The organism is Halomarina litorea (assembly GCF_024227715.1).
In the GTDB taxonomy this organism is placed as follows: domain Archaea; phylum Halobacteriota; class Halobacteria; order Halobacteriales; family Haloarculaceae; genus Halomarina; species Halomarina litorea.
This window is the reverse complement of record NZ_CP100449.1, coordinates 233,442-257,377: the sequence shown is the minus strand read 5'-3', so window position 1 is coordinate 257,377 and position 23,936 is coordinate 233,442. Positions and strand designations below refer to the sequence as shown.

General features: G+C 69.4%; 21 protein-coding genes. 11 read left to right on the top strand and 10 right to left on the bottom strand.

Translation table 11 applies throughout. The annotated features are described in order from the left end of the window. Window positions 1-81 precede the first annotated feature (81 nt). Window positions 82-1,332, top strand: coding sequence for an epoxide hydrolase family protein (locus tag NKG96_RS18410; protein WP_254538243.1), 1,251 nt, complete (start codon window positions 82-84; stop codon window positions 1,330-1,332). A gap of 290 nt (window positions 1,333-1,622) precedes the next feature. Here the strand turns inward: NKG96_RS18410 and NKG96_RS18405 are convergent, their stop codons facing one another. Next, entirely contained in the window at window positions 1,623-2,384 is a 762-nt protein-coding gene (locus tag NKG96_RS18405; RefSeq protein WP_254538242.1) for an IclR family transcriptional regulator, read from the bottom strand. Window positions 2,385-2,535: 151 nt separating this feature from the next. On the opposite strand from NKG96_RS18405, the gene NKG96_RS18400 reads away from it, so the two are divergent. Together NKG96_RS18400 and NKG96_RS18395 are read left to right on the top strand one after the other, a co-directional pair. After that, window positions 2,536-3,354, top strand: a complete 819-nt coding sequence (locus NKG96_RS18400) for an acetoacetate decarboxylase family protein (protein WP_254538241.1) — start codon at window positions 2,536-2,538, stop codon at window positions 3,352-3,354. A gap of 11 nt (window positions 3,355-3,365) precedes the next feature. Further along, the gene (locus NKG96_RS18395) at window positions 3,366-4,157 is read left to right on the top strand and encodes an enoyl-CoA hydratase/isomerase family protein (RefSeq protein WP_254538240.1); all 792 of its coding nucleotides are present in this window, start codon (window positions 3,366-3,368) and stop codon (window positions 4,155-4,157) included. 4 nt (window positions 4,158-4,161) lie between these two features. Here the strand turns inward: NKG96_RS18395 and NKG96_RS18390 are convergent, their stop codons facing one another. Continuing rightward, the gene (locus tag NKG96_RS18390; protein ID WP_254538239.1) at window positions 4,162-5,229 is read right to left on the bottom strand and encodes a phosphotransferase family protein; all 1,068 of its coding nucleotides are present in this window, start codon (window positions 5,227-5,229) and stop codon (window positions 4,162-4,164) included. A 192-nt stretch (window positions 5,230-5,421) separates the two neighbouring features. Here NKG96_RS18390 and NKG96_RS18385 point away from each other — a divergent pair, with 192 nt between their 5' ends. Both NKG96_RS18385 and NKG96_RS18380 read left to right on the top strand, forming a co-directional pair. Further along, window positions 5,422-7,095, top strand: coding sequence for an acetate--CoA ligase (locus NKG96_RS18385; protein WP_254538238.1), 1,674 nt, complete (start codon window positions 5,422-5,424; stop codon window positions 7,093-7,095). Between the two features lie 57 nt (window positions 7,096-7,152). After that, entirely contained in the window at window positions 7,153-8,484 is a 1,332-nt protein-coding gene (locus NKG96_RS18380) for an ABC transporter substrate-binding protein (RefSeq protein ID WP_254538237.1), read from the top strand. Window positions 8,485-8,528: 44 nt separating this feature from the next. Here the strand turns inward: NKG96_RS18380 and NKG96_RS18375 are convergent, their stop codons facing one another. The 3 genes from NKG96_RS18375 to NKG96_RS18365 form a co-directional block, all read right to left on the bottom strand. Further along, window positions 8,529-10,193: a hydantoinase B/oxoprolinase family protein gene (locus NKG96_RS18375; protein ID WP_254538236.1), complete on the bottom strand. Its 1,665-nt coding sequence runs from the start codon at window positions 10,191-10,193 to the stop codon at window positions 8,529-8,531. Beyond that, window positions 10,190-12,262: a hydantoinase/oxoprolinase family protein gene (locus NKG96_RS18370; RefSeq protein WP_254538235.1), complete on the bottom strand. Its 2,073-nt coding sequence runs from the start codon at window positions 12,260-12,262 to the stop codon at window positions 10,190-10,192. The genes NKG96_RS18375 and NKG96_RS18370 overlap by 4 nt, the downstream gene beginning before the upstream one ends. Before the next feature lie 91 nt (window positions 12,263-12,353). Continuing rightward, entirely contained in the window at window positions 12,354-13,103 is a 750-nt protein-coding gene (locus NKG96_RS18365) for an SDR family NAD(P)-dependent oxidoreductase (protein WP_254538234.1), read from the bottom strand. Window positions 13,104-13,237: 134 nt separating this feature from the next. Between NKG96_RS18365 and NKG96_RS18360 the strand changes: the two genes are divergently transcribed. From NKG96_RS18360 to NKG96_RS18340, 5 genes are all read left to right on the top strand, one after another. Continuing rightward, a complete protein-coding gene (locus tag NKG96_RS18360) occupies window positions 13,238-14,236 on the top strand; it encodes a thiamine pyrophosphate-dependent dehydrogenase E1 component subunit alpha (RefSeq protein WP_254538233.1) in 999 nt (332 codons plus the stop codon). A 2-nt stretch (window positions 14,237-14,238) separates the two neighbouring features. Beyond that, window positions 14,239-15,204, top strand: a complete 966-nt coding sequence (locus NKG96_RS18355; protein WP_254538232.1) for an alpha-ketoacid dehydrogenase subunit beta — start codon at window positions 14,239-14,241, stop codon at window positions 15,202-15,204. 94 nt (window positions 15,205-15,298) lie between these two features. Beyond that, window positions 15,299-16,714, top strand: coding sequence for a dihydrolipoamide acetyltransferase family protein (locus NKG96_RS18350; RefSeq protein WP_254538231.1), 1,416 nt, complete (start codon window positions 15,299-15,301; stop codon window positions 16,712-16,714). Window positions 16,715-16,766: 52 nt separating this feature from the next. Then, window positions 16,767-16,964, top strand: coding sequence for an alcohol dehydrogenase catalytic domain-containing protein (locus tag NKG96_RS18345; protein ID WP_254538230.1), 198 nt, complete (start codon window positions 16,767-16,769; stop codon window positions 16,962-16,964). Window positions 16,965-16,985: 21 nt separating this feature from the next. Further along, window positions 16,986-17,135, top strand: a complete 150-nt coding sequence (locus NKG96_RS18340; protein ID WP_254538229.1) for a hypothetical protein — start codon at window positions 16,986-16,988, stop codon at window positions 17,133-17,135. A 35-nt stretch (window positions 17,136-17,170) separates the two neighbouring features. Here NKG96_RS18340 and NKG96_RS18335 read toward each other — a convergent pair whose 3' ends face one another. The 4 genes from NKG96_RS18335 to NKG96_RS18320 form a co-directional block, all read right to left on the bottom strand. Continuing rightward, a complete protein-coding gene (locus NKG96_RS18335; protein ID WP_254538228.1) occupies window positions 17,171-18,022 on the bottom strand; it encodes an SDR family oxidoreductase in 852 nt (283 codons plus the stop codon). A gap of 81 nt (window positions 18,023-18,103) precedes the next feature. Continuing rightward, a complete protein-coding gene (locus NKG96_RS18330; RefSeq protein WP_254538227.1) occupies window positions 18,104-18,877 on the bottom strand; it encodes an SDR family NAD(P)-dependent oxidoreductase in 774 nt (257 codons plus the stop codon). 80 nt (window positions 18,878-18,957) lie between these two features. Then, entirely contained in the window at window positions 18,958-19,761 is an 804-nt protein-coding gene (locus tag NKG96_RS18325) for an enoyl-CoA hydratase/isomerase family protein (RefSeq protein WP_254538226.1), read from the bottom strand. Window positions 19,762-19,876: 115 nt separating this feature from the next. Continuing rightward, entirely contained in the window at window positions 19,877-21,028 is a 1,152-nt protein-coding gene (locus tag NKG96_RS18320; protein WP_254538225.1) for a thiolase family protein, read from the bottom strand. A gap of 164 nt (window positions 21,029-21,192) precedes the next feature. Here NKG96_RS18320 and NKG96_RS18315 point away from each other — a divergent pair, with 164 nt between their 5' ends. Then, window positions 21,193-22,431, top strand: coding sequence for an acyl-CoA dehydrogenase family protein (locus NKG96_RS18315; protein WP_254538224.1), 1,239 nt, complete (start codon window positions 21,193-21,195; stop codon window positions 22,429-22,431). A gap of 12 nt (window positions 22,432-22,443) precedes the next feature. On the opposite strand, the gene NKG96_RS18310 is transcribed toward NKG96_RS18315, so the two are convergent. Then, window positions 22,444-23,610, bottom strand: coding sequence for an acyl-CoA dehydrogenase family protein (locus NKG96_RS18310; RefSeq protein ID WP_254538223.1), 1,167 nt, complete (start codon window positions 23,608-23,610; stop codon window positions 22,444-22,446). Window positions 23,611-23,936: the final 326 nt, after the last annotated feature.

Sequence of the window (23,936 nt, the reverse complement as noted above, 5' to 3'; positions counted from 1 at the left end):
CGCGCGCCGCGACCGGCGCAAACGGTATCCGGTACCAGTGCGCACGGTGGGACGTATGTCTACGGACACGGCGACTGGTGAATGGAACCGAACGCGGAACGGACGGGCGACGGGGACGGCGTGAGCGGCGACATCGACGATACCGACGACACCGGCGACGCGGTCCGGCCCTTCGAGGTGTCGGTGGCCGACGACGACGTGGCGGACCTGCGGCGACGGCTCGCGGCCACCCGCTGGCCCGACGACCCCCCGGCGGACGACTGGTCGTACGGGACCGACCCGGAGTACCTCCGGACGCTCTGTGAGTACTGGCGCGAGTCCTACGACTGGGACGCCTTCGAGCGACGGCTCAACCGCTTCGACCAGTACGTGACGACCATCGACGGCCAGCGGGTCCACTGTTACCACGTCCGGTCGCCCGAACCGGACGCCACGCCCCTGCTCCTGAGCCACGGGTGGCCGGGGTCGATCGTGGAGTTCCTCGACGTCCTCGGGCCGCTGTCGGACCCGGCGGCCCACGGCGGCGACCCGGACGACGCCTTCCACGTCGTCGCCCCGTCGCTCCCGGGCTACGGCTTCTCGGGGCCGACGACGGGGGCGGGGTGGGACGCCCGACGTATCGCAGAGGCGTTCGCCGAGTTGATGACCCGCCTCGGGTACGACCGTTTCCTCGCGCAGGGCGGCGACTGGGGCGCACTCGTCACCGCGATTCTCGGGGCGGAGTACCCCGACCGGGTGGCGGCCATCCACACCAACCTCCTGTTCTTGCGCCCCTCGGCGTTCGAGGACCCGATGGGGATGCTCGACGAGGAGGGGCGGGCCGACTACGAGGCGACGAAGGCCGCCCGCGAGGGGGAGACGGGCTACCAGGCCATCCAGTCGACGAAGCCCCAGACGCTCGCCTACGGCCTCACCGACTCGCCGGCGGGCCTCGCGGCGTGGGTCGTCGAGAAGTTCCGGACGTGGAGCGACTGCGACGGCGACGTGGAGTCGCGCTTCGACCGCGAGCGACTGCTCGACAACCTCGGCGTCTACTGGCTCACAGGGACCGTCAACGCCTCCATGCGCCTGTACTACGAGACGACGTTCGAGGACGTCGTCCCCGACTCCGTCGACGTCCCGACCGGCCACGCGCGCTACCCCGTGGAGGTGTCGCGCACCCCCCGCGCGTGGGCAGAGGCGGTGTACGACATCGAACACTGGGTGGAGATGCCCGAGGGGGGCCACTTCGCGGCGATGGAGGTCCCCGACCTGTTCGTCGAGGACCTGCGGACCTTCTTCGGGAACTACCGCGGCGCCGGGACCGACGCGGGTGGGACACCCCACGCCTGAGTCGGCGGCGACGGCCCGGCCACCGCACGGAGCCGTCACCTACGGGGCCGCCGTCCGCCGCCCCGCGACGGTCCCCCGCCACCCGGTCCAACCCTGTCGAACGGCGAGCCGAGGCGTGGAGCGGACGCGGAGTCCGTCTCCCGGTTCGTCACGGCTGTTCGTCGCCCCGTCTCACCGTTCGACCCGATTAGACGAACGGACGTGGAATCGTGTGAGCGAAGGACGTTTGCCAAATATCTGACCGAAAACGCCGTGGTATGACAACGCTATCGTTGTCATCACGTCACGGCTCACGGGGCGGTCATGTTGACCTCTATCTGGTTCGCCGCGCCGAGCAACTGGTTCGGGAGGTCCGACCCGGAACGATCGCCGCTGAGGCGCATCGCCGTGCCGAAGACGGTGATGGCACCCTGTATCTCCCCGGACTCGCCGAGGACGGGGACGCCGACGGAGGCCACGCCGCGGGCGTACTCCTCGTTGCTGTAGAACACCCCCTCCTCGCGCATCGTCCGCAACTCCTCACACAGTCGCCCGCGGTCGACGATGGTGTTCTCCGTAAAGCGCGGTTGTCCCCACCGGTCGAGAATCTCGTCGACGCGTTCCCTGGAGAGGTGCGCGAGGATGGCCTTTCCGGCCGACGAGGCGTGCATGTAGGTGTGGGTCCCGACGCGGACGCTCGTCTGGACCGCCCGGCGGCCCGCCCCGGAACAGATGGCCGTCGCCAGCCCCTCCTGTTCGACCATGCAGAACGCCAGTTCGCCCGTCTCCGCGGCGAGGTCCTCGACCGTGGGGTGGGCCACGTCGTACAGCGGTTGTGCTCGCTTGACGTACTCGCCGAAGTTGAGAAAGCGCAAGCCGAGTTCGTAGCGGCCGTCCGTCGAGACGACGTACCCCTTCCGTTCGAGCGTCAGCAGGTGGACGTGGACGGTGCTCTTCGAGAGGCCGAGGAACTCGGCGAGTTCGGTGACGCCGGCGCCGTCGAGTTTCCAGAGCGCCTCGACCACCTTCAGGGTCTTCTCGACGGAGGCGATGGTCTTCGGTTCGTCCGACATGCACGCTACTGTGGGACACGGTACCATAAGTCTGTTCGATGGTGTCGAACGTCTCGCTCGCCTGCGGCGCACCCGCGTCGACCACCGGACGGGGCGATTCGGGCACTCACTCCGCCGGAACGTTCACTACCCCGAGCGCACACGTCGTACCATGACGGGGTTCGTGCGAACCGCAGCGGAGGTCGCGGAGATTCGAGACCGGATGGCGGAGAACCGCTTTCTCGACGCGCGGTCGGTGTCGGTCAGGTACCTGACCCGACCCGGAGTCGTCGAAGCCGTCCTCCCGCCGGGGCTGGAACCGACCGACGACCCGGTGGTCGAGGCAGAGGTCGTGGTGGTGGGCGAGAGCAACTGCGTCGGGTCGTTCGCGGGCGGCGGCCTGTACGTGCAGGCCCGCCACGGGGACGTCGTCGGGCAGTACTGCCTGGCCATGCCGATGTCGACGGACGCCGCGGTCCGCTGGGGGCGAGACCTGTTCGGCGAACCGAAGAAGCGGGCCGCGGTCCGACTGGAGCGCGAGGGACCGACCGTCGCCGGGTCCGTCGCCCGCCACGGCGAGGACCTCCTGACAGTCGAGGCGACGCTGGAGCGCGAACGAGACGTCGACCCCGCGACCCGGACGGTGTTCCACTACAAGGCGCTGCCCGACGTGACCGGTCGGGGCTTCCAGTTCGACCCGGTGCTGGTGCGCGTCGACTTCGAGAGCGACCTGCACCGCTTCGAGACCGGCCCCGGATCGGTGACGCTCGGACGGACCGCCCACGACCCGTGGGCGGACCTCGCCGTCGAGGAGGTCCGCGGCGCCGCGTACGTCGAGGCGGACCTCGCGTCGAACCAGACGGAACTCGCGACGGTCGACCCCGAGGCGTTCGCGCCGTACGGCCTCGCGCGCGGGGCCGACGACTGGCTGTCGCCAGACACCCTCCCCGCCGACGCTGCCTCGTCCGGTAGAACTATGGACCGGATGTGACATCATCAGCCATGGAAGAGTTCGAGACGGTCACCGCGGAGTTCGACGCCGAGACGCACGTGGGCCACCTGACGCTGAACCGCCCGGACGCGCTGAACGCGCTCAGCGACCAGTTGCGACGGGACGTCGTCAGCGGCCTGCAGTGGCTGGAATCGCAGGGCGAGGACGACGAGGGAATCGCGCTCCGCGCCGTCATCGTGGAAGGGGCGGACGGGAACTTCTGTGCGGGGGCGGACATCACCGAGTTCAGCGACGCCGCGCCCGGCGAGACCTCTGAACGCCAGCACTACGACTTCATTCGGCAGTTCCCCGTCCCGGTCATCGCGAAGATACGGGGCTACTGCCTCGGCGGCGGCCTCGAGACGGCAATGTCCTGTGACTTCCGGTTCGCCCACGAGGACGCCCGACTGGGCCTCCCGGAGGTGAACCTCGGCATCATCCCCGGCGCCGGCGGCGTCCAGTTCATCAGCCGCCTCGCCAACCCCTCCGCGGCGATGGAGGTGGCGATGACCGGCGACCACATCTCCGCCGAGCGAGCCCACGAACTGCGCATCGTCAACCGGGTCCACAGCGACGACCTCGACGACGCCACGCAGGCGTTCGCCGAGAAGATCGCCGCGAAACCGCCCCTCGCCATCCAGGCCATCAAGGACGCCGCCCGCATCTCGACCGAGACGGGCCTCGACGAGGGCCGCAAGTACGACCGGCGGCGCTTCGAACCGCTCCTCGACACCGAGGACCACGAGGAGGGCGCGCGGGCGTTCGCGGAGGACGACTACACCCCCGAGTTCGAGGGTCGCTAGGCGCCTACTCCTCGCCCTCGACGATGCGCTTCGCCCGCCGTGCGAGCAGGGGCACCCGCTCTTCCATCAGCGGGTAGGTGTCGTCGTCCGCGTTCCCCTGCAGGTGCCGGCGGAAGAACATCTCGCCTAGTGCGCCGAGTTTGTACACCGCCAGCGCGCGGTAGAACCGCCCGTGCTCGAACGTGAACCCGGTGGCGTCCTCGTAGCGCGCGACGAGTTCCTCACGGGTGGGGTAGCCCTCCCGCGTCAGGTAGGCGGCGTCGCCCGCCGTCCCCACCGACGTGGAGCGGTCGCCGGCGTCGGGCCAGTACGACAGGAGCCACCCGAGGTCCGCAAGCGGGTCCCCGAGCGTGGACATCTCCCAGTCGAACACCGCCTCGACCGCCGGGGGTGCCGCCGCCGAGAACATGACGTTGTCCAGTTTGTAGTCGCCGTGGACGAGGGTCGCGGGCGAGTCCTCGGGGACGTTCTCGCGGAGCCAATCGGTCAGGTCGTGGACGACGGGCACCTCGCGTTCCTCGGCGGTGACCTCGAAGGCCCACTCGTACTGGCGGTGCCAGCGGTCGACCTGTCGCTCGACGTACCCGTCGGGGCGGCCGAACTCGCCCAGTCCGACCGCCTCGTAGTCCACCCGGTGGACGTCCGCGAGCGTGTCCACCAGTTCCTCGCCGAGACGCCGGCGGTGGGCAGGGTCCGCGAACTGCTCCGGTTCCTCGCCCCGGACGACCACGCCGCGTTCGCGCTCCATCACGTAGAAGTCGCTCCCGATAACGTCGTGGTCCTCGCAGGCGAGCACCGTCGTCGGGACGCTGACCGCGGTGTCCTGAAGCGCCTCCAGGACGGTGTACTCCCGAATCACGTCGTGGGCGGTGTCGGCCGTCTCGCCCGGCGGGGGTCGACGGACCACTAGTTCCCGGTCGTCCCACGCGACGAACAGCGTCTCGTTGGAGTGACCGCCCGCGTGGCGTTCCACCTCGAACTCCTCGGCCGACCCGAGGTGGGCTTCGAGGTACGATTCCAGCGCCTCGACGTCCACGAGGCGGTCGAAGTACGATTCGTCCGATTCACTCATTGCGAACCTCCGGTCGGTGCATACGGGCCGTGTGTGAGCCACCCACATAAACGTGGACGCCGAACGGGGCGCCATCCGTCGTCCGCCGCCCGGCGCTCCGTGCTCGGAACGCCGAACCCGACCCCCTCAGCCGAACCCCGCACCCGTCCACCCGCCGACAGACCTATTACCCGATGCCCGGGTTGACACGGTATGTCGTGGCAGGACCGGTACGAGTTCTACGAGCGGGAGTGGGAGCGCTACGAGGACCTCCGGGAGTGGTTCGAGTGGGAGGTCCCCGAGCGGTTCAACATGGCCCACTACGTCTGCGACCGGTGGGCCGAGGACGGGGACGAGCGCGTCGCGTTCTACGCCGAGTCCGCGTCGGGCGAGCGCCGCGACCTGACGTTCCGCGACCTGCGAGCGCGCGCGAACCGCCTCGCGAACGCCCTGTCGGCGGCGGGCGTAGAGCGCGGGGACAGAGTGGGCGTCTGCCTCCGCCAGCGCCCGGAGGCGGCCGTCGCCCACGTCGCGGCGTGGAAACTCGGCGCCGTCTCGGTCCCCCTCAGCACCCAGTTCGGCGAGGACGCACTCGCCTACCGCCTCGGGGACTGCAGGGCGACGGCGTGTGTCGTCGGCGAGGCGAGTGTGGACACCCTCAGAGCCGTCCGTCCCAGTCTCGACGCACTGGAGGCGACGGTTACGGTCGGGACGGCCGCCGACCAGAGCGCGGGCGAGACTGACTGGGACGACGTTCGAGACCGCTCCCCTGAGTTCGAGACAGAGGGGACGGACGCCGAGGAAGACGCGCTCATCATCTACACCTCGGGGACGACGGGCGATCCGAAGGGCGTCCTGCACGCTCACCGGACGCTGCTGGGCCACCTCCCCTCGTTCGCCGAGAACTTCCTCGCGAGCGGGACCGAGGGGACGGTGTTCTGGACTCCCGTAGAGTGGTCGTGGATCGGGTCGCTGTTCTCGGTGGTGATGCCCGCGCTCTACTACGGGCGACCCGTCGTCGCCCGCGAGGCGGCGCGCTTCGACCCAGAGGAGGCGTTCTCCCTCCTCGAGCGCTACGAGGTGACGAACCTCGCCACGCCGCCGACGGCCCTCCGGATGATGATGCAGGTGGAGTCGCCGGCCGACCGCTACGACCTCGGCGCGATGCGGTCGGTCGGCGCGGGCGGCGAACCCGTCGGCGAGAGCGTCGGCGAGTGGGTGGCGGAGACGTTCGACGCGCCCCTCGAGGAGGCTTACGGCCAGACCGAGGCGAACCTCGTCGTCGGCGACTGCGCGGCGCTGGCGGACCCGCGACCCGGGATGATGGGCCTCCCCGTGCCGGGCCACGACGTGGCCATCGTCGACCCGCAGACAGCGGAGGCGACGGTCGAGACCGGCGAGGTCGGCGAGATAGCGGTCCGCTACGAGGGGAACCCGGTCTGCTTCGTCGAGTACTGGAACGAGCCCGAGCGGACGGCCGAGAAGGTCCGCGACGGCTGGTTGCTCACCGGGGACCTCGGGTCGATGGACGAGGACGGGTACGTCACCTTCGAGGGACGAACGGACGACGTCATCCTCACGTCGGGCTACCGGGTTAGCCCCGAGGAGATAGAGGAGACGCTGGCGAGCCACGAGGACGTGGTCGCAGCCGGGGTCGTCGGGATTCCCGACGACGAACGCGGCGAGGTCCCGAAGGCGTTCGTCGTCGCGAGCGGGGGGCGGGCGGCTACCGACCTTCGGTCGGCGCTGATGGACCGCGTCAAGCAACGACTCGCCCCCTACGAGTACCCCCGCGAGGTGGAGTTCCTCGACGAACTGCCGACCACCTCGACGGGGAAGGTGCGCCGCGAGTCCCTCCGGGAGCGGGAGGGGGCGGGCGGGACCTGACAACTGGCGGGGTGATGCAAAGAGTTTAGTCGCGCTGCCATTTGGTATGTCACGACCATGCAGACACGGGACAGTTCGAGACGGTCGGTACTGCGACGAATCGGCGCGGGGGTAGCGGGTGGCGGGCTGGTCGGACTCGCCGGGTGTACGAGCGGCGAGGACGGCGACGGCGGCGGTGGAGGAGGAGGGGGCGGCGGAGGAGGAGGTGGGCCGAACGGCTCGGGCGGCAACGGGAGCGGGGGCGGGCCGGCGACGCTCCGCGTGGGCTTTCTCTACCCGACGAGCGGCCCCTACTCCGTCCTCGGCGAGTACCAGGTGGGCGGGACCGAGGTGGCACTCGACCGCATCGCCTCGGAGATGGACATCGAGATAGAGAACGTCGGCATCCTCGATACGAAACTCGACCCGCAGGAGGGACTCCGGCGGGCGCGCGAACTCACCGACAAGGAGAACGTGGACCTGATGGTCGGGGTGAACAGTTCGGCCGTGGCGACGGCGGTGGCCGAACACGCGAAACAGACGAAGACGCCGCTCGTCGTCACCGGGGCGGCGGCGGAGTCCGTCACCGGCGAGAACTGCAACCGGTACACGTTCCGCACCATCGGCAACACCTACCAGAACACGAAGGGGCTGGCGGAGTACGCGATGGAGAACCTCGGGACGACGGTCGCCACGATGGGCGCGGACTACTCGTGGGGGCGCGCCAGCGTCGGCGGCTTCGTGGAAGTCGCGGAAGCCAACGGCGGCGAGGTGGTCGAACAGGTCTGGCCCAAACTCGGCGCCAGCGACTACTCCTCCCAGATCCAGAAGCTCTCCGACGCCGACGCGGACATCGTCTGCGTCCGCACGGCCGGCGCCGACGCGGTGAAGTCGACCAAGCAGATCGAGAGCTTCGGGCTGATGGACGAGACGAACGTCCTCGTCCTCAACTCGGTGGACGTGATGAAGGGCGCGGGCGAGGCCGCCGTCGGCACGTACGGGGCCGGCTACTACTTCGAACAGGACACCGAGGCGAACCGGCAGTTCGTGGAGAACTACATGGAGAAGCAGGACGGGGCGGTGCCCGACCTGTGGTCGATGACCGCCTACAACGCGACGCTGGCGGCGGCACAGGCGGGGACGGAGGCGGACGCGTCGGCGGGGTCGGGCGACAGCGCGGCGCTCGTCTCCGCGCTCAGCGGGATGTCCGTCGAGGGCCCCACCGGCGAGTCAACGCTCCGCGAATGCGACCACCAGGCGACGCACAACATCGCCGTCACGGAGACCGTCGAGAGCCGGGAGGGCTGGTGGGGGAAGAAGGACTTCCCCACCCGCGAGATTCTCGCCGTCTCGGACGCCGGGACGAACGCCCGCCCGTGCGGCGAGAACGGGTGTGACCTCTCCGGGTGATGGAAGTACCACCCGGCGACGGTCGGGAGCGATTCCTGTCGGTGTCAGTCCTCCCGCTCGTAGCCGTACACCTCGCGGGCGCGCTCCTCGGAGACGAGACCGCGCACGACGTCGGCCTCGACGCGTTCGGGGTCGCGCTCAGTCGGGTCGCCGAACCCGCCCGGTGACGCGGAGATCAGCGTGAGCGTCTCGCCGGGCGCCAGTACACCGGGGCCGTTGGGCGTGACGTCCTCCCCTGAGGACTCGACGGTCGCCCGCTTCCCCGGCGACCCGCCGCGGAACCCCGAGGGGTCGCGGTCGGCCCGGCCGGACGTGAGCGAGAAGTACACCGGCCGGTCCGTCGGGTTGGTGTAGGTGGTGCGCATCGCCGGGCCGGAGCGGTGTTCGCCGGCCCCCTCGCTGTCCGGGACGAGCGCCGTCTCCTCCCACCGGAGCGGGCTGTAGCGCTCGAACATCTCGATTGGCGTGTTCTGCCCGTTGTACGGGAAGAACACGCCGGGGATGCCGTCGGTGGAGGCACTCGGCGGGAAGCCGCCCGCAGTGCCCCCGACGGCGATGAACTCCTCGCCGCTCTCGTCGGCCCCGGAGAACGGCGCCAACTGGATGCCTGCCATCTCGGCGAGCGCCGACTCCGGCACCACCTCGCCCAGCGCGCGGATGAGTGCGTCCTCCGCGTGCGAGTAGGTGATGTGGCGGGCCATCGTCGCCGCCGGCCGCTCGCAGTTGAGCACGGACCCCTCGGGCGCGGTCACCTCGATGGGGCGGAAGAAGCCGTCCGTGTTCGGCAGGTCGGGGACGAGCATGCACTTCACGATGTACTCGGTGACGGTGACGACGTTCCCGAACGGGCAGTTGACGCCGCCGTCGACCGCCGCCGAGGTCCCCGCGAAGTCGACGCGGAGGGAGTCGCCGTCGACGGTCGTGGCCACCTCGATGCGGATGTCGTCGTCCCCGACGGTGAACTCGATTTTCCCCTCGGTGGTCTCGTCGGGCAGGTCGGCGAGTCGCTCGCGGAGCGCGCGCTCCGAGCGGTCGAGGATCTCCTCGGAGACGCGGTCGAACGTCCCGACCCCGTAGTCGTCGATGGTCTCGACCAGTCGGCGCTCCCCGACGGTGTTGCCCGAGCGAAGCGCCTCGAGGTCCCCGAGCGCCTGCTGGGGGATGCGGACGTTCCCCCGGACGATGTCGTCGACGACGCCGTTGCGCTCGCCGGCTTCGTAGAGCTTCACCGGGGGAATCAACAGCCCCTCCTCGTAGACCTGCCCGGCGTCGGTCGACCACCCGCCGCGGTTGCCGCCCACGTCGTCGGTGTGGCCCAGGCTCCCCGTGATGCCGACGAGGTCGCCGTCGTGGAACACGGGGTTCAGAACGACGACGTCCGAGAGGTGGCCGCCGCCGATCCACGGGTCGTTCGTGATGACCGTGTCGCCCGGCTCCAGTGACTCCGGCGGGAAGTGCTCTTCGAGGACGATGCGCGTCGTGCGGGACAGCGCCCCCGAGAGGACCGGGACTGACTGATTCGAGAGGCCGACCGCGTGGCCGTCGGCGGTCATGACTGCCGTCGAGGCGTCGGCCGCCTCCCGGATGGAGAAGGAGTAGGCCAGTCGCTCGGCGGCGTCGTACATCTCGTCTGCGGTCGCCTGCAGGCGATTCCACAGCACCTGGGTCTCGAGACCCACGGCGTCGTCGGTCGTGTCGTCGTGGTTCATAGCTGGATGGTGAGGTCGAAGTCGTCGGTCACGGTCACGGTCGCGTCGGGGTCGGCGACGACGGTGGTCTGGTCGGCCTCGACGACGACCGGCCCCTCGACGGTCGCTCCGGCGTCGAGGTCGTCCCATCGGTGGACGGCCGTCGCCACCTCGCCGTGGTCGGGTCCGAAGTAGACGTCGCGGGTGGTCGGACCGCCCGAGTCGCCGTCCGGCGTCGCCAGCCGGGCGGTCCCGTCGTCCCGCTCCCCCTCGCTGAGTTCGAGGCGGTAGGTGAGGACCTCGACGGGGAACTCCAGGGTCTCGCGGTTGAACGTCTCCTCGTAGGTTCGCTCGAACGCCTCGCGCACCACGTCGGGCGTCACGTCGGCCACGTCGCAGTCGCCGAGGCCGACTTTTATCTCGTGGCCCTGGTCGACGTGGCGCATGTCGAGGCCGAGGCTCGTCTCAGCGTCGGCGGGGTCGATATCCGCCCGGTCGAGGACGCCGGCGGCCTCCTCGCGCAGCGCCGCGAACTGCTCGCGGAGCGCCTCCGCGGAGAGCGTCGAGAGGACGGCCTGACTCGTCGAACTCGCCTCGTACATCCGCGGTGCCTCGATGAGACCGATGGCGGAGCCGACGCCCGCCCCGCGGGGACAGACCACCTCCTCGATGCCGAGTTTCCGGGCGACGCGGAAGGCGTGTGACGGGCCGGCACCGCCGAGCGCGGTCATCGAGAGGCCGCGCGTGTCGATGCCCCGCGAGGCGGCGTAGCGGCGGAACGCGGTCGCCATGTTCTCGTTGACCACCTCGAAGACGCGCCAGGCCGCCTCGGTGACGGAGACGCCGAGCGGCTCGGCGAGCGAGTCCCGAAAGACCTCGCGGGTCCGGTCGGCCGCGAGGTCCATCCGCCCGCCGTAGAACGTCTCCGGGTCGAGGTAGCCGAGCAACAGGGAGGCGTCCGTCACCGTCGGGCGCTCACCGCCCTGATTGTAACAGACCGGGCCGGGATCGGACCCCGCCGACTCGGGACCGACCTCGACAAGACCGACGTCGCTGACCGACGCGACCGACCCGCCGCCCGCACCGATCTCGGTCAGGTCGATGTGCGGCGAGACGAGGTCGTAGCCGCTGCCCTCCTTGAACCGGTGGACGCGGGCGACGTCGGTGGCGTACTTCATCCGGACCGCGCCGTCTTCGACGACGGACCCCTTCGCCGTCGTACCGCCCATGTCGAAGGTGAACACGTCGTCGTGGCCGTGCGCCCCGGCAAAGATGCGCGAGGCGAGGACCCCCGCCGCGGGACCGGACTCGACCAGTCGAATCGGTTCGGCCGTCGCCGTGGCGACGTCCACGACGCCGCCGGAGGACGTCATCATGTAGACGTCACCCTCGAACCCCGCGGCGCGGAGTTCCGACCGGAGGTACCCGAGGTAGTCCGCGACCACCGGGGCCACGTAGGCGTTGATCGCCACCGTCGACGTGCGCTCGTACTCCCTGATGACGGGCGCGACCCGGGAGGACAGCGAGACGTTCAGGTCGGGGTACTCCTCGGCGATTACGTCGGCGACGCGTCGCTCGTGTCTGTCCGACTCGTAGGCGTGGAGGAGCGAGACGGCCACGCTCTCGACGCCGTGGTCTTCCACGAGCGTACGGACCCGCTCTCTGATTTGGTTCTCGTCCAGCGGTTCGACGACGCTCCCGTCGTCGGCCAGTCGCTCGTCGAGTTCCAGCCGGCGCTGGCGGGGGACGAGCGGGTCGGGGTACGACATCTCCCAGTCGAACATGTCGTAGCGCGACCCGCGGCGGAGTCGGAGGACGTCTCGCACCCCCCGGGTCGTGAGCAGTCCCGTCGTCGCGCCCGTTCCCTCGATGAGGGTGTTCGAGACGAGCGTCGTCCCGTGGATGACCGTCTCCAGGTCCCCGAACGCGACCCCGGTGTCGCCGAGGAGGCGACGGGCACCGGTCAGCGCCCCCTCCGCGGGGTTCGACGGCGTCGTCGGTTCCTTGTCGGTGGTGACCGTCCCCGACCCCCGGTCGACGAGCGTGAAGTCGGTGAACGTCCCACCGATGTCCATGCCAAGTGTGTACATGCGTCGTTCGGAATCCACGACCCTCCCGAAAATAGATTGTGGTCGTCGCTGACAGTTTCCCGAGCGGGTGACCGTCGCGGACCGCCCCCACTCAGACGTACCCCGCGTCCACCTTCATCGCCCGCCCGGTGACGTAGGAGGCGTCCTCGCTGGCGAGGAAGGCGACGCAGGCGGCGATCTCCCCCGGGTCGGCCCACCGCCCGAGCGCCGTGTGTCGCCGCATCTCCTCGCGTTCCTCCGCGGAGTACCACTCGTCGGTCATCGCGGTGCTGACGAGGCCCGGGCAGACCGCGTTGACGCGGACGCCCGACCGGGCGAACTCCCCCGCCACGGAGCGCGTGAAGTGGAGCACCGCGGCCTTCGTCATCGCGTAGGTGGTGATGGGCGCCGGGTGCCACCCGGCCATCGACGACGTGTTGATTATCGCGCCGCCGTCGCCCTCCTCGAGAATCGGGAGCGCCGCGTGACAGCCGTTCCAGACCCCGTACAGGTTCACCTCGACGAGGTCGTCCCGGTGGTCGGGCGTCGTCTCGCGGAAGGAGCGCGCTTCGCCGACGCCGGCGTTGTTGAAGAGGACGTCCAGTCCGCCGTGGCGGTCCGCGGCCTCGAACAGGACGTCCTCGAACTCGCCGTACTCCGAGACGTCGAGGTGGCGGAACTCGGCCGTCGCGCCGACGGCGTCGTCCGCCTCGATTCGACGGACCGTCTCCTCGCCGCCCGCCGCGTCCACGTCCGTCACGACGACGTCGCACCCCTCCTCGGCGAGTCGGTGACAGGTCGCGCGACCGATACCGGACGCCCCGCCCGTGACCACTGCCGTCTTCCCCTGAAGTCCCCGCATATCGTCGGCCGACGGGGGCCACCGACATGAAAGTACGTGTATCGTGAGCGATCCCCACGCGCAGTTCGTTCACCTCCCGGGACCGGTCGGCGTACCTTTATATCGACCACCCCGCCACTGTGAGACGTGTACGCATGACACGAGACATCACCGTCGACGACGCGACGGCGAAGCGCCTCTTCGAGGAGATGCTCCGCATCGACGTCTTCGAGGAGGAGACGAAAGCCCGCTTCGGCGAGGGGGAGATACCCGGGTTCGTTCACCTCAGCGGGGGCCACGAGGGGTCGCACGTCGGCATGGGCGCGGCGATGCGCGAGGACGACTGGCTGGCCGTCGGCGGCGCGCGCCTCATCGGCCAGTACATCGCGAAGGGCGTCCCGCTGACCGAGATCATGGCCGAACTGTACGGTCGCGTGGGCGGGTCGAACAAGGGGTACGGCGGGCAGATGCACGTCGCCGACGTCGACCGGAAGCTGTACGGCCACGCCGCGACCATCGGGTCGGGCCAGAACCCGGCGGTCGGCCTCGCACTCGCCGAGGAGATGCAGGGGACGGACAACGTCGCCGTGACGACCATCGGCGACGGCGGGACGAGTCGGGGGTCGTTCCACACGGCACTCGTCTTCGCGTCCTACTGGGACCTCCCGGTGGTGTTCGTCATCGAGAACAACGAGTGGGCCATCTCGACGCCGTCCACGTCGCTCTCCCCCGACCACCTCTCGGACTACGGGAAGCCACACAAGCTACCGACGGAGAGCGTCGACGGGAGCGACGTGGAGGCGGTGTACCACGCCGTCTCCGAGGCCATCGACCGCGCCCGCGACGGCGGGGGACCGACGGTCATCGAGAGCCGAGTCGCCCGCCTCGTCCCGCACTTCGAGGGGGACAAGCAGACCTACCGCGACAGCGAGGAGTACGAACGGCTGAAAGCCGAGAAGGACCCCATCGCGAACTACCGGGAGCGCCTCCTCGACGCGGGGGTGTTGACCGAGGCCGACGTCGAGGAGCTGACCGCGGAGATACTCGCGGAGGTCGAGGAGGCCGTCGAGTTCGCCCGCGAGAGTCCGGAACCGAACCCGGAGGCGGCCTACGAGAACGTCTACCAGCTGCCCCTCTACGGGCAGGGTGAGTGACCATGACGAGAGAGATCACCTACGTAGAAGCCATCGCGGAGGCGCTCGACGAGGAACTGGCGCGCGACGACGACGTCGTCCTGTTCGGCGAGGACGTCGAGGAGTTCGGCGGTAACTTCGGCGAGACGGAGGGGCTGTACGAGAAACACGGGCGCGACCGGGTTCGGAACACGCCGCTGTCGGAGATCGGCATCGCGGGCATGGCCCTCGGCGCGGCCGTCGGTGGGATGCGCCCCGTCGCGGAACTGCAGTTCGCCGACTTCGCCGCGACGGCCGGCGACGAGGTGTTCAACCAGATTCCCAAACAGCCCTACGTGAGCGGCGGGCGGCTCACCGCCCCGCTGACCATCTTCGCACCGTCGGGCGCGGGCATCGGCGCTGGCGCACAGCACTCCCAGTCCGTTCACTCGTGGCTCGGGAACGTCCCCGGGTGGGTCGTCGTCACCGCGACGACGCCCTACGACGCGAAGGGGCTGTTCAAGAGCGCCATCCGCGACGACAACCCCGTCTTCTTCCTCCCGCACAAGTTCCTGAGCGAACAGCGCGGGGAGGTGCCCGAGGAGGAGTACACCCTCCCGCTCGGCGAGGCGGCCGTCGAGGTGGAAGGCGAGGACGTCACCGTCGTGGCGACACAGCTCATGTTCCACCGAGCGAAGGAGGCCGCCGAGCAGGTGGACGCGGACGTCGAAATCGTCAACCCGCGGACGTTCGCCCCCCTCGACACCGAGACCATCGCGGCGAGCGTCCGCAAGACCGGGCGGCTGGTCGTCGTCGACGAGACGGTCGAGCGCTACGGGACGCAGGGTCACATCGCCAACGAGGTCGTCGAGAGCGACTTCTTCAGCCTCGACGCGCCGCCGAAGACCATCGGCGTGAAAGACACCCCCATCCCGCTCAGCCCCGTCCTCGAACAGGAGGTGCTGCCGTCGGCCGACCGCATCGCGGCGGGCATCGAGTCGCTGTTCTGAGCGACCGGTGGGCACGGCACCGACCCGCCACCTCCCGCCCCGGGGCGCTCGCCCCGAGGTGATTTATACCAGTGGTCCGAGGCACCACCACACAATGGCAGAGGCAGTCAGGATTCCGAAGCTCGGGCTGAGCGACTACGGCGACCTCGTCTCGTGGGAGGTCGCCGTCGGCGAACGCGTCGAGGCCGGGGACGTGGTGGCGGTCATCGAATCCGACAAGGCGAGCGCGGAGATCGAGGCGCCCGTGAGCGGGACGCTCCTCGAACAGTACGTCGCCGAGGGCGAGGAACTCGCCATCGAGGTGGGCAAGCCGCTGGCGGCAATCGGGGAGGCAGGGGAGTCGGTCCCCGCGCTGTCGGAACTGGAAGACGGAGGCGCGCCGGCCGCCCCGGACGTGACCGGGGGCGACGGGTCGAAGTCCGCGGTCACGCGGGCCGACGACGCGGGTGACGGCGCAGCCGAGGGAGGCATTACGGCCACCCCGCGCGCGAAGCGTCTGGCCAACCGGGAGGGCGTCGACCTCGGCCCCATCGACGGGACCGGTCCCCGGGGGGCGATCAGCGAGGCCGACGTGGAGGCGTATCTCGACGACGGTGACCCGTCGAAGGCCTCGAGAGCGGGCGACGAGGCGGACGTGAAGGCGATGCCCCGCGCGAGGCGTCGCGCCGAGGAGGCGGGCGTCGGCCTCTCGGGAATCGAGGGGACCGGCCCGCAGGGCGCTATCACCGAGTCGGACGTGGAGGCATTCCTCGACGCGGAGAACTCGGGCGGGAGTGCGAGAACGGATGAGTCGGACACGTCCTCGTCGGGCGGAGACGGCCTCACCGTCACGGAGTCCCGGCCGCTCACCGGGACGCGAAAGACCATCGCCGAGCGCCTGAGCGAAAGCGCACGCGAGAAGCCACACGTGATGGGGACCCGCGACATTGGTATCGAGCGACTGGAGGAGGTGCGGGACCGACTCGCGGCGAAACGGGACCTCGACCTCTCGCTCAACGACCTCGTCCTCCACTTCGTCGGACGGGTGCTGGAGGACCTCCCTGCGTTCAACGCGCACTTCGATGACGGCGAACACCGCCTGCTGGAGGAAGTGAACGTCGGGTACGCCGTCGAGGGCGAGCGAGGACTGGTCGTCCCGGTCCTGCGCGACGTGCCGGGGCGCAGTCTGGCGGACCTCTCGGCGGAGCGACGGCGACTCGTCGACGCCGTCCTGGGGAACGACCACACCGCCGCCGACCTGCAGGGGGGCACCTTCACCGTCACGAACGTCGGCGTCTTCGACATGGACGTCTCGTACTCCATCATCAACCCGCCGGAGGTAGCCATCCTCGCGATGGGCCGGCGCAAGCCGGTCCCCGTCGAGCGGAACGGCGAGGTGGGCTTCGAGCGAGCCATCACGTTCAGCCTCACCATCGACCACCGCGTCCTCGACGGCGCGGACTCGGGGGCCTTCCTCGACCGACTCGCGGAGTACCTGGAGTTCCCTGGGCGGGCCTTCGATGCCGTCTGAGTACCGGTACCGCCGAGGACTTTACGACCCTCGGCCGATACGAGCCGACAGGATGATGCACGCCATCTACCTGCACGGTCCCGGCGACCTGCGCATCGAGGACGTGGACCCGTACCCCGACTCGGCGGGAACGGTGGCGGTCGACGTCGCGTACACGGGCATCTGCGGGTCGGATCTCCACGAGTACGAGGTCGGACCGATCCCGATACGCGCCGAGGCGACGGACCACGCGATTCCCGAGTCGGCGTGAGACGGCGAGGGCGTCGACGGGGTGAGCGAGGGCGACCACCTGCTGGCCGACGGACGAATCGACCCCGAACCGCTGGTCACCGACACGGTGTCGCTCGAGGGCGTCGAGGCGGCCTTCGAGTCGCTCCGCGACCCGGAGAGCGACCAGATAAAGGTGCTCGTCGAACCCTGACCCGCCGGGTCAGGACACCGAGCGACGGACGCCGCCTACTCCGGGCGCGAGAACTCGGGGTCGAACATCTGCGCGGAGGTGGGCGCGGGGTCGCCGGGCGTGCAGTTGTACTCCGAGAAGTCCTCGACGCCCGCCGCGCGCAGGACCTCCTCGTCGTAGACGGCGTTGCCCGTGAACTCGTCGGGGTCGCGCTTCAGGAGTTCCATGACGGTGTCCGAGAGGATTTCGGGCTTGCGCCAGTCGTCCTCCGTCCCGAGGCCGAAGTACCGCGTCGCGCGGGTGTCGATCGCCGTCACGGGCCAGAAGGCGTTGGCCGCGACGCCCTCGCCGCGCAGTTCCTCCGCCAGCGAGCGGGTGACGAACGTCATGCCCATCTTCGACCACGAGTAGGCGGCCTTGCCGGGCGCACTCCCCATCTTCACCGGCGGCGCGTTCGTCAGGATGTGTCCCTCGCCGAGTTCCTTCAGGTGGGGGACGAACGCGCGGGAGGTGGCGTACGTCCCGCGGACGTTCACGTCCGTCACGAGGTCGAAGCGGTCGACGGGCATGTCCTCGACGGACGCGAGTTGGATGGCGCTCGCGTTGTTGACGACGATGGGAATCTCGTCGAACACGTCGAGGGCCTCCTCGACGGCGGCCTCGACCTGTTGCTCGTCGCGGAGGTTCACCTGGATGGCGTGGGCGTCCACGCCGCGGTCCTCGCAGGCCTCGGCGGTCTTGTGGATGGTCCCGTCGAGGTCGGAGTCGCTGTCGTCGACCGTCTTGCCCGTCGAGACGATGTCGCAGCCCGCGTCGGCGAGTGCGAGGGCTATCTGCTTGCCGATGCCGCGCGTCGTGCCGGTGATGAACGCCGCCTTCCCGCTGAGGTCGGGGGGGTCTCGGGCCATACCCCACGCTCGGACAGGTGGGATTTCAAGCTTGTCCTCCCAGCGACCCGGGAGCGGGCGTCGTGCGGGCCGACGGTCCCCTCACCCGCGGATGTACCCCCCGTTGACGCTCAGCACCTGCCCGGTGACCCAGTCGGCGGCGTCGCTACAGAGGAAGACGACGGCGTCGGCGATGTCCGAGGGGTCGCCGATGCGCGAGAGAGCGTACGAGCGGAGGATGCCCTCCTCGTGTTCGTCGATCCAGTCCTCGGTGGCGGGGGTGCGCGTCGTCCCCGGCGAGACGCAGTTGACGCGGACCCCGTCGTCGCCCACCTCGTTCGAGAGCGTCTTCGTGAACGAGACGTTCGCGGCCTTCGCCGCGCCGTAGACGGCCAGTCCCGGGTCGTTACCTTTGAACGAGTCGCTGGCGAAGTTGACGATGACGCCCGACCCGCGTCCGGTCATGTGGTCGAGGGCGGCGTGCGAGCAGTTGAGCGTCCCGTAGTGACAGACGCCGATGGTCCGGTCCCAGTCGTCGGGGTCGGTCTCGGCGAAGGGTTTGCTCTCGCCGATGCCGGCGTTGTTGACGAGGCAGTCCAGTCGGCCCAGTTCGTCGACCACCGTCTCGACCATCGCCGCCGCGTCCTCGTACTCCGAGACGTCCGTCTCGACGGCCACCGCGTCGACGCCGAAGTCGGATTCGAGGTCGGTGGCGACCGACTCGGCGGCGTCCGCCGCCACGTCCACGACGGCCATGTCCGCGCCGAGGGCCGCGAACGCCTCGCAGACGCCCTTCCCGATTCCGCTCGCGCCGCCGGTCACCGCGGCGACCCGGCCGGTGAAATCCATCCGCGCTGCCGTACTCGCGTCTGACATACGTGCTACCATCCGTCAGGGGATACAATAGTCTATGGATTCGGGCGGAACGAGTGAGCGTCGGACGCTGACGGGTCCCCCTAGCGCCCCTCGAACTCCGGTTCGCGGCCCTCGATGCGCGCGCTGAACCCCTCCTTCCGGTCGTGGGTCTCGTAGAGGGGCGAGGCGAGGTAGCCCTCCACGTCGAGGCCGTCGTCGAGGGGGACGTCAAGCGCGTGGTCGAACGCCCGGAGCGCCCGTTCCATGCCGAGAGGCGCGTTCTCGGTCAGTGTGTCCGCGAAGTCGCGCGCACGGCCGTCGACTTCCTCGTCGGGACACACCTCGTTGACGAGGCCGATGCGTTCTGCCTCCTCGGGGTCGATGTACTCGCCGGTCAGGACGAGTTCCTTCGCCCGCGCGAGGCCGACGAGTCGCGGGAGGCGCTGGGTGGACCCGCCGCTGGGGAAGACGCCGAGTTTCACCTCGACGACCCCGTACGAAGCGTCGGAGCCGATGATGCGGAAGTCGGCCGGCAGGGTGAGTTCGAACCCGCCCGCGACGGCGGCGCGCTTGATGCCCACCACCACCGGGCAACGAAACCCGTCGATTCGGTCGAACAGCGCCCGGAGTTCCTCGCCGACCTCCTCGTGAGTCTCCCGGTCGCCGTCGCGCATCATCGGGAGGTCCATCCCGGCGCAGAACACCGGGCCCTCCCCGAGGAGCGCCACCGCACGCACCTCCTCGTGGTCGTCCACGCGGTCGAACGCCTCCGTCAGGTCGGCGATGACGGCGCGACTCATCGCGTTTCGCTTGTCCGGGCGGGAGAGAATCACGTCCGCGCGGTGGCCGTCGATTTCGACGCGGGCGAAGCCGTTCGACATCGCAATCTTGTCGTCAGGTGACATAGCTCACATCACGGGCGACCGACGGGAAAAGTGCTCCGCCGCGTTCGACGTCCGACGGTGTCGAACGGGCGTGACGACGGTTCGACGAAAGCGGGTCGGGACGCCCCTCGGACCCTCAGACCCGTTCGACGAGCGTCGCGATGCCCTGACCGAACCCGATGCACATGGTGCAGACGCCGTAGCGCCCGCCGCACTCCTCGAGCTGGTAGGGGAGCTTGCCGAGCAGTGCCGCACCCGTCGCGCCCAGCGGGTGGCCGTGAGCGATGGCCCCGCCCCAGACGTTCGTCTTCTCCCAGTCGGCGCCCGTCTCGGCGAGCCACGCCGCGACGACGGAAGCGAACGCCTCGTTGACCTCGAAGCGATCGACGTCGTCGACGGTGAGGTCGTTCTGGTCGAGCAGTTCGTTCGTCGCCGGAATCGGCCCACGGAGCATCGTCAGCGGGTCGACGCCGACGACGTGGGTGTCGACGATTCTGGCCTTCGGCTCCCAGCCGTGCTCCTCGCAGGCATCGCCGGAGGCGACGAGCGTGGCGGCCGACCCGTCGACGATGCCCGAGGCGTTCCCGGCGTGGATGACACCCTCGCCCTCCTCGCGGAAGGCCAGCGGGATGCCCGAGAGCGTCTCTAGGTCGGTCTGTGGGCGGGGGTGTTCGTCCTGCTCGACGGTGACCGACTCGCCGTCGAGTTCCACGTCGACGGGCACGACCTGTTCGTCGTACTTCCCGGCGTCGGCCGCCTCGCCCCAGCGGTGCTGGGAGTCGACGGCGATGCCGTCGAGGTACTCCCGGGAGAACCCGCCGTTCTCGGCGATGCGCTCCGCGCCCTCGCCCTGGTTCGTCAGTTCGTCGAAGTGCTCGAAGTAGGTGTCCGTGATGCTGCTCCCGGCCGACCCCATCGGGACACGCGTCATGTGTTCGACGCCGCCCGCGACGAGGACGTCGTGGAAGCCCGCGCGGACCTGCCCCGCGGCGAAGTTGATGGCCTGCTGGCCCGACCCGCACATCCGGTCGAGTTGGACGCCGGGGACGTCGTCGCCCCACCCGGCGACCATCGGTGCGAGGCGGGCGATGTTGTTCGCCTGCTCGTCGGTCGGCGTCACACAGCCGTAGACGACGTCCTCGATGTCTTCGCGCCCCAAGAAGCCGTTCCGTTCCTCCAGCGCGAGCAACGGTTCCGCTGCGAGGTCCTGCGGGTGGGTGTCCCGGAACGAACCCTCCCGCTTCCCGAACGGGGTGCGGATGGCGTCGACGATGTACGCGTCCTGCATGCCCCACCCTTCCTGTGGACGGACTTCAGTGTTCGTGTTCCACGTGGTGACTGTCACCGCCCAACATCCGACGGCGACTCGGGATGCCGGGTGACTCGACTCACCACCGACCCGACCGCAGAGCACAGAGTTATGTATGCGGTAATACAACACGACTCACAGCCATGGCAGACGCAGCAGGTGACGCCTCCGGCGTCGCGTTCGACACCGACGAGGAGACCCGCCTCATCCTGGACAGCCTCGACGACTTCGTCGACCGCGAGGTCGAACCGATCGCGGACGACCTCGGCGAGACGCTGACGAACCCGAGAAAGCGCCACGAGGACGACGGGCGAATCGTCGAGGAGGTCCGCGAGGCAATAGGTGAGGTGCGACGGAAGAGTGCCGAGGCGGGCTTCTACGCGATGAACCTTCCCGAGGAGGTCGGCGGCGAGGGCGTCTCGTACGTGACGTGGTATCGGGCGAACAAGCACCTCGCGCGGCGGGACACCCCGCTCTCCAACCAGGTGCTCGCCGGCCCCGCCGGCCCGAAACCGTTGCTCGCACAGGCCGAGGGCGAGCAAGTCGAGCGATTCCTCGAACCGACGATGCGCGCCGAGAAGACGACGGGGTTCGGGCAGACCGAACCGGGCGTCGGGTCGGACTCGCCGAACATGGAGACCACCGCGGAGCGGGTCGACGGCCCCGCAGGCGACGAGTGGGTCATCAACGGCACCAAACAGTGGATCACGAACGCGCCGTACGCCGACTTTCTGCAGGTGTTCGCGCGCACCACGCCACAGGCGGAGGCGGGGCGTTACGGCGGCATCACCTGTTTCCTCGTCGAGGCCGACGAGTACGAGGTCGGGAGCTTCAACAACGCCGTCGGGTCGGTCGGCCGGCAGGCGGAGGTCCACCTCGACGACGTCCGTGTGGGTGGGGACAGAGTCCTCGGGGAGGTTGACGAGGCGTTCTACGAGGCGATGGGCTTTCTCGGTCTCGGGCGCGTCGAAATCGGCGCGCAGGCGGTCGGGAGCGCCGAGTACCTCCTCGAGAAGGCGACCGAGTACGCGAACGACCGCGAGGCGTTCGGGCACTCCATCGGGTCGTTCCAGGGGGTCTCCCACAAAATCGCCGAGGGGCGAGCGAGGACCTACGCCGCCGACACGGTCGGTCTCCGGTGTGCGTGGGCGCTCGACCAGGGCGAACGGGCCATCGCGGACTCATCTATCCTCAAGTACTTCGCGACGAACGTGTTCTGGGACGTGGCCGACGACGTGGTCCAGATTCACGGCGGGAACGGCCTCGCCGAGGAGAACCGCCTCATGGACCGCCTCCACCAGGCGCGCATCTTCCGCGTCGTGGAGGGCACCGACGAGATTCAGCTCAACACTATCGCCAAGCAGTACGGCGTCGAACAGTAGGCGTCGTGACGGTCAGTACGAGCGGGGGAGGCCGAGATGGTGTTCGGCGATGTAGTTCTTCGCCATCTCGTTGGAGACGGGCACCGTCTGGGTGACGCGGGCGTTCTGCCAGATGTCGTACACCTCGTACTCGCGGGTGAAGCCGTTGCCGCCGTGGGTCTGGACGGCCCGCGAGGCGGCCTCCGTGCTGAACTCGCTCGCCAGCAGTTTTGCCGCGTTCGCCTCCATGCCGCAGTTCTCGCCGCGGTCCCACTTGTCGGCGGCGTCGTACACCAGTTGGCGGGCGGCCAGCAGTTTCGCGTAGGAGTCGGCGAGGGGGTGCTGTATCCCCTGGTGCGCGCCGATGGGCTGGTCGAACACCCGCCGGTCCTTCGCGTACTCCACCGCGAGGTCGACCGCGCGCAGGCCGCCACCGAGTGCGCTCGCCGCGCCCGCGATGCGTTCGGTGTTGAGCGTGTCGAACAGGAGGCGCAGTCCCTCGTCGACGGGACCGAGCGTCCGGTCGGCCGGGACGCGCAACCCGTCGAAGGTGACGTGGTACTGGTCTTCGAACCACGGGACGGCGGTGTCGAGCACCGACGTGGACACCCCGTCTCGCTCCGACGGGTCCGGGACGAGGAACATCGTGACGCCGTGGGTGGGGTTCGACGGGTCGAACTCGGAGGTGCGGGCGACGAGCAACATCTCGTCGGCCGTCTCGACGCTGCTGATGAACGTCTTCTCGCCGTCGACGACGAACGAATCACCGTCGCGCTCGGCGGACGTGTCGATGTTCAGCGTGTTCGTCCCCGCACGCGGTTCGGTCAGCCCCATGCAGAAGCGCACGTTCCCGTTCGCGATGGCCGGGAGGTAGTGTTCCTTCTGTTCTTCGGTGCCGTGACGGGTGATGCCGATGCCGCCGAAGACGGGCGTGAGGATGTAGATGATGCCGCCCTGGCCGCCGCCGCGGGCGAGTTCCTCGATGACCATCGACATCTCCAGCATCCCCATCCCCTCGCCGCCGTACTCCTCCGGGATGGCGACACCGAGCCAGCCGTTGTCGGCGAGTTCCCGCCAGTACTCCTCGGGGAAGCGCTTCTCGTCGACGTGTTCGCGCCAGTACGCCCGGTCGAACTCCGCTGAGATGTCCCGGACCGCCCCCCGAATCATGTCGTGTACCTCCGTCTCGGCAGCGACCATGGCACGGCCTTACGACGAACGGGTATAAATCATGCGCGCAGGGGGAGCCTGCGGGCCACGCAACCGCCGCCGGCATCCGTTCGACCGTGTAGAACAGAACGGCGACGGACTCTCCACCCTCACGATGGAGTCCAGACGATTCAGAGACGGCTGTCGACCCGATTTCGCCGTTCGTCTCGCTCGAACGATTCACCCGAGGAGGGGCCGGACACTCGCGGGTGGACACGATGGGACGGCCGCCCGACGGCACGACGGCACGACGGGCCGAACGTGTCGACTGGTCGAATCGTCGGCCCGCACGGTCGTCGCGTTACACGACTATGGCT

Bases quoted from the DNA above. Each gene is read 5' to 3' on its own strand.
- NKG96_RS18410 (WP_254538243.1), top strand. From the start codon at position 82: ATGGAACCGAACGCGGAACGGACGGGCGACGGGGACGGCGTGAGCGGC.
- NKG96_RS18405 (WP_254538242.1), bottom strand. From the start codon at position 2,384: ATGTCGGACGAACCGAAGACCATCGCCTCCGTCGAGAAGACCCTGAAG.
- NKG96_RS18400 (WP_254538241.1), top strand. From the start codon at position 2,536: ATGACGGGGTTCGTGCGAACCGCAGCGGAGGTCGCGGAGATTCGAGAC.
- NKG96_RS18395 (WP_254538240.1), top strand. From the start codon at position 3,366: ATGGAAGAGTTCGAGACGGTCACCGCGGAGTTCGACGCCGAGACGCAC.
- NKG96_RS18390 (WP_254538239.1), bottom strand. From the start codon at position 5,229: ATGAGTGAATCGGACGAATCGTACTTCGACCGCCTCGTGGACGTCGAG.
- NKG96_RS18385 (WP_254538238.1), top strand. From the start codon at position 5,422: ATGTCGTGGCAGGACCGGTACGAGTTCTACGAGCGGGAGTGGGAGCGC.
- NKG96_RS18380 (WP_254538237.1), top strand. From the start codon at position 7,153: ATGCAGACACGGGACAGTTCGAGACGGTCGGTACTGCGACGAATCGGC.
- NKG96_RS18375 (WP_254538236.1), bottom strand. From the start codon at position 10,193: ATGAACCACGACGACACGACCGACGACGCCGTGGGTCTCGAGACCCAG.
- NKG96_RS18370 (WP_254538235.1), bottom strand. From the start codon at position 12,262: ATGTACACACTTGGCATGGACATCGGTGGGACGTTCACCGACTTCACG.
- NKG96_RS18365 (WP_254538234.1), bottom strand. From the start codon at position 13,103: ATGCGGGGACTTCAGGGGAAGACGGCAGTGGTCACGGGCGGGGCGTCC.
- NKG96_RS18360 (WP_254538233.1), top strand. From the start codon at position 13,238: ATGACACGAGACATCACCGTCGACGACGCGACGGCGAAGCGCCTCTTC.
- NKG96_RS18355 (WP_254538232.1), top strand. From the start codon at position 14,239: ATGACGAGAGAGATCACCTACGTAGAAGCCATCGCGGAGGCGCTCGAC.
- NKG96_RS18350 (WP_254538231.1), top strand. From the start codon at position 15,299: ATGGCAGAGGCAGTCAGGATTCCGAAGCTCGGGCTGAGCGACTACGGC.
- NKG96_RS18345 (WP_254538230.1), top strand. From the start codon at position 16,767: ATGATGCACGCCATCTACCTGCACGGTCCCGGCGACCTGCGCATCGAG.
- NKG96_RS18335 (WP_254538228.1), bottom strand. From the start codon at position 18,022: ATGGCCCGAGACCCCCCCGACCTCAGCGGGAAGGCGGCGTTCATCACC.
- NKG96_RS18330 (WP_254538227.1), bottom strand. From the start codon at position 18,877: ATGTCAGACGCGAGTACGGCAGCGCGGATGGATTTCACCGGCCGGGTC.
- NKG96_RS18325 (WP_254538226.1), bottom strand. From the start codon at position 19,761: ATGTCACCTGACGACAAGATTGCGATGTCGAACGGCTTCGCCCGCGTC.
- NKG96_RS18320 (WP_254538225.1), bottom strand. From the start codon at position 21,028: ATGCAGGACGCGTACATCGTCGACGCCATCCGCACCCCGTTCGGGAAG.
- NKG96_RS18315 (WP_254538224.1), top strand. From the start codon at position 21,193: ATGGCAGACGCAGCAGGTGACGCCTCCGGCGTCGCGTTCGACACCGAC.
- NKG96_RS18310 (WP_254538223.1), bottom strand. From the start codon at position 23,610: ATGGTCGCTGCCGAGACGGAGGTACACGACATGATTCGGGGGGCGGTC.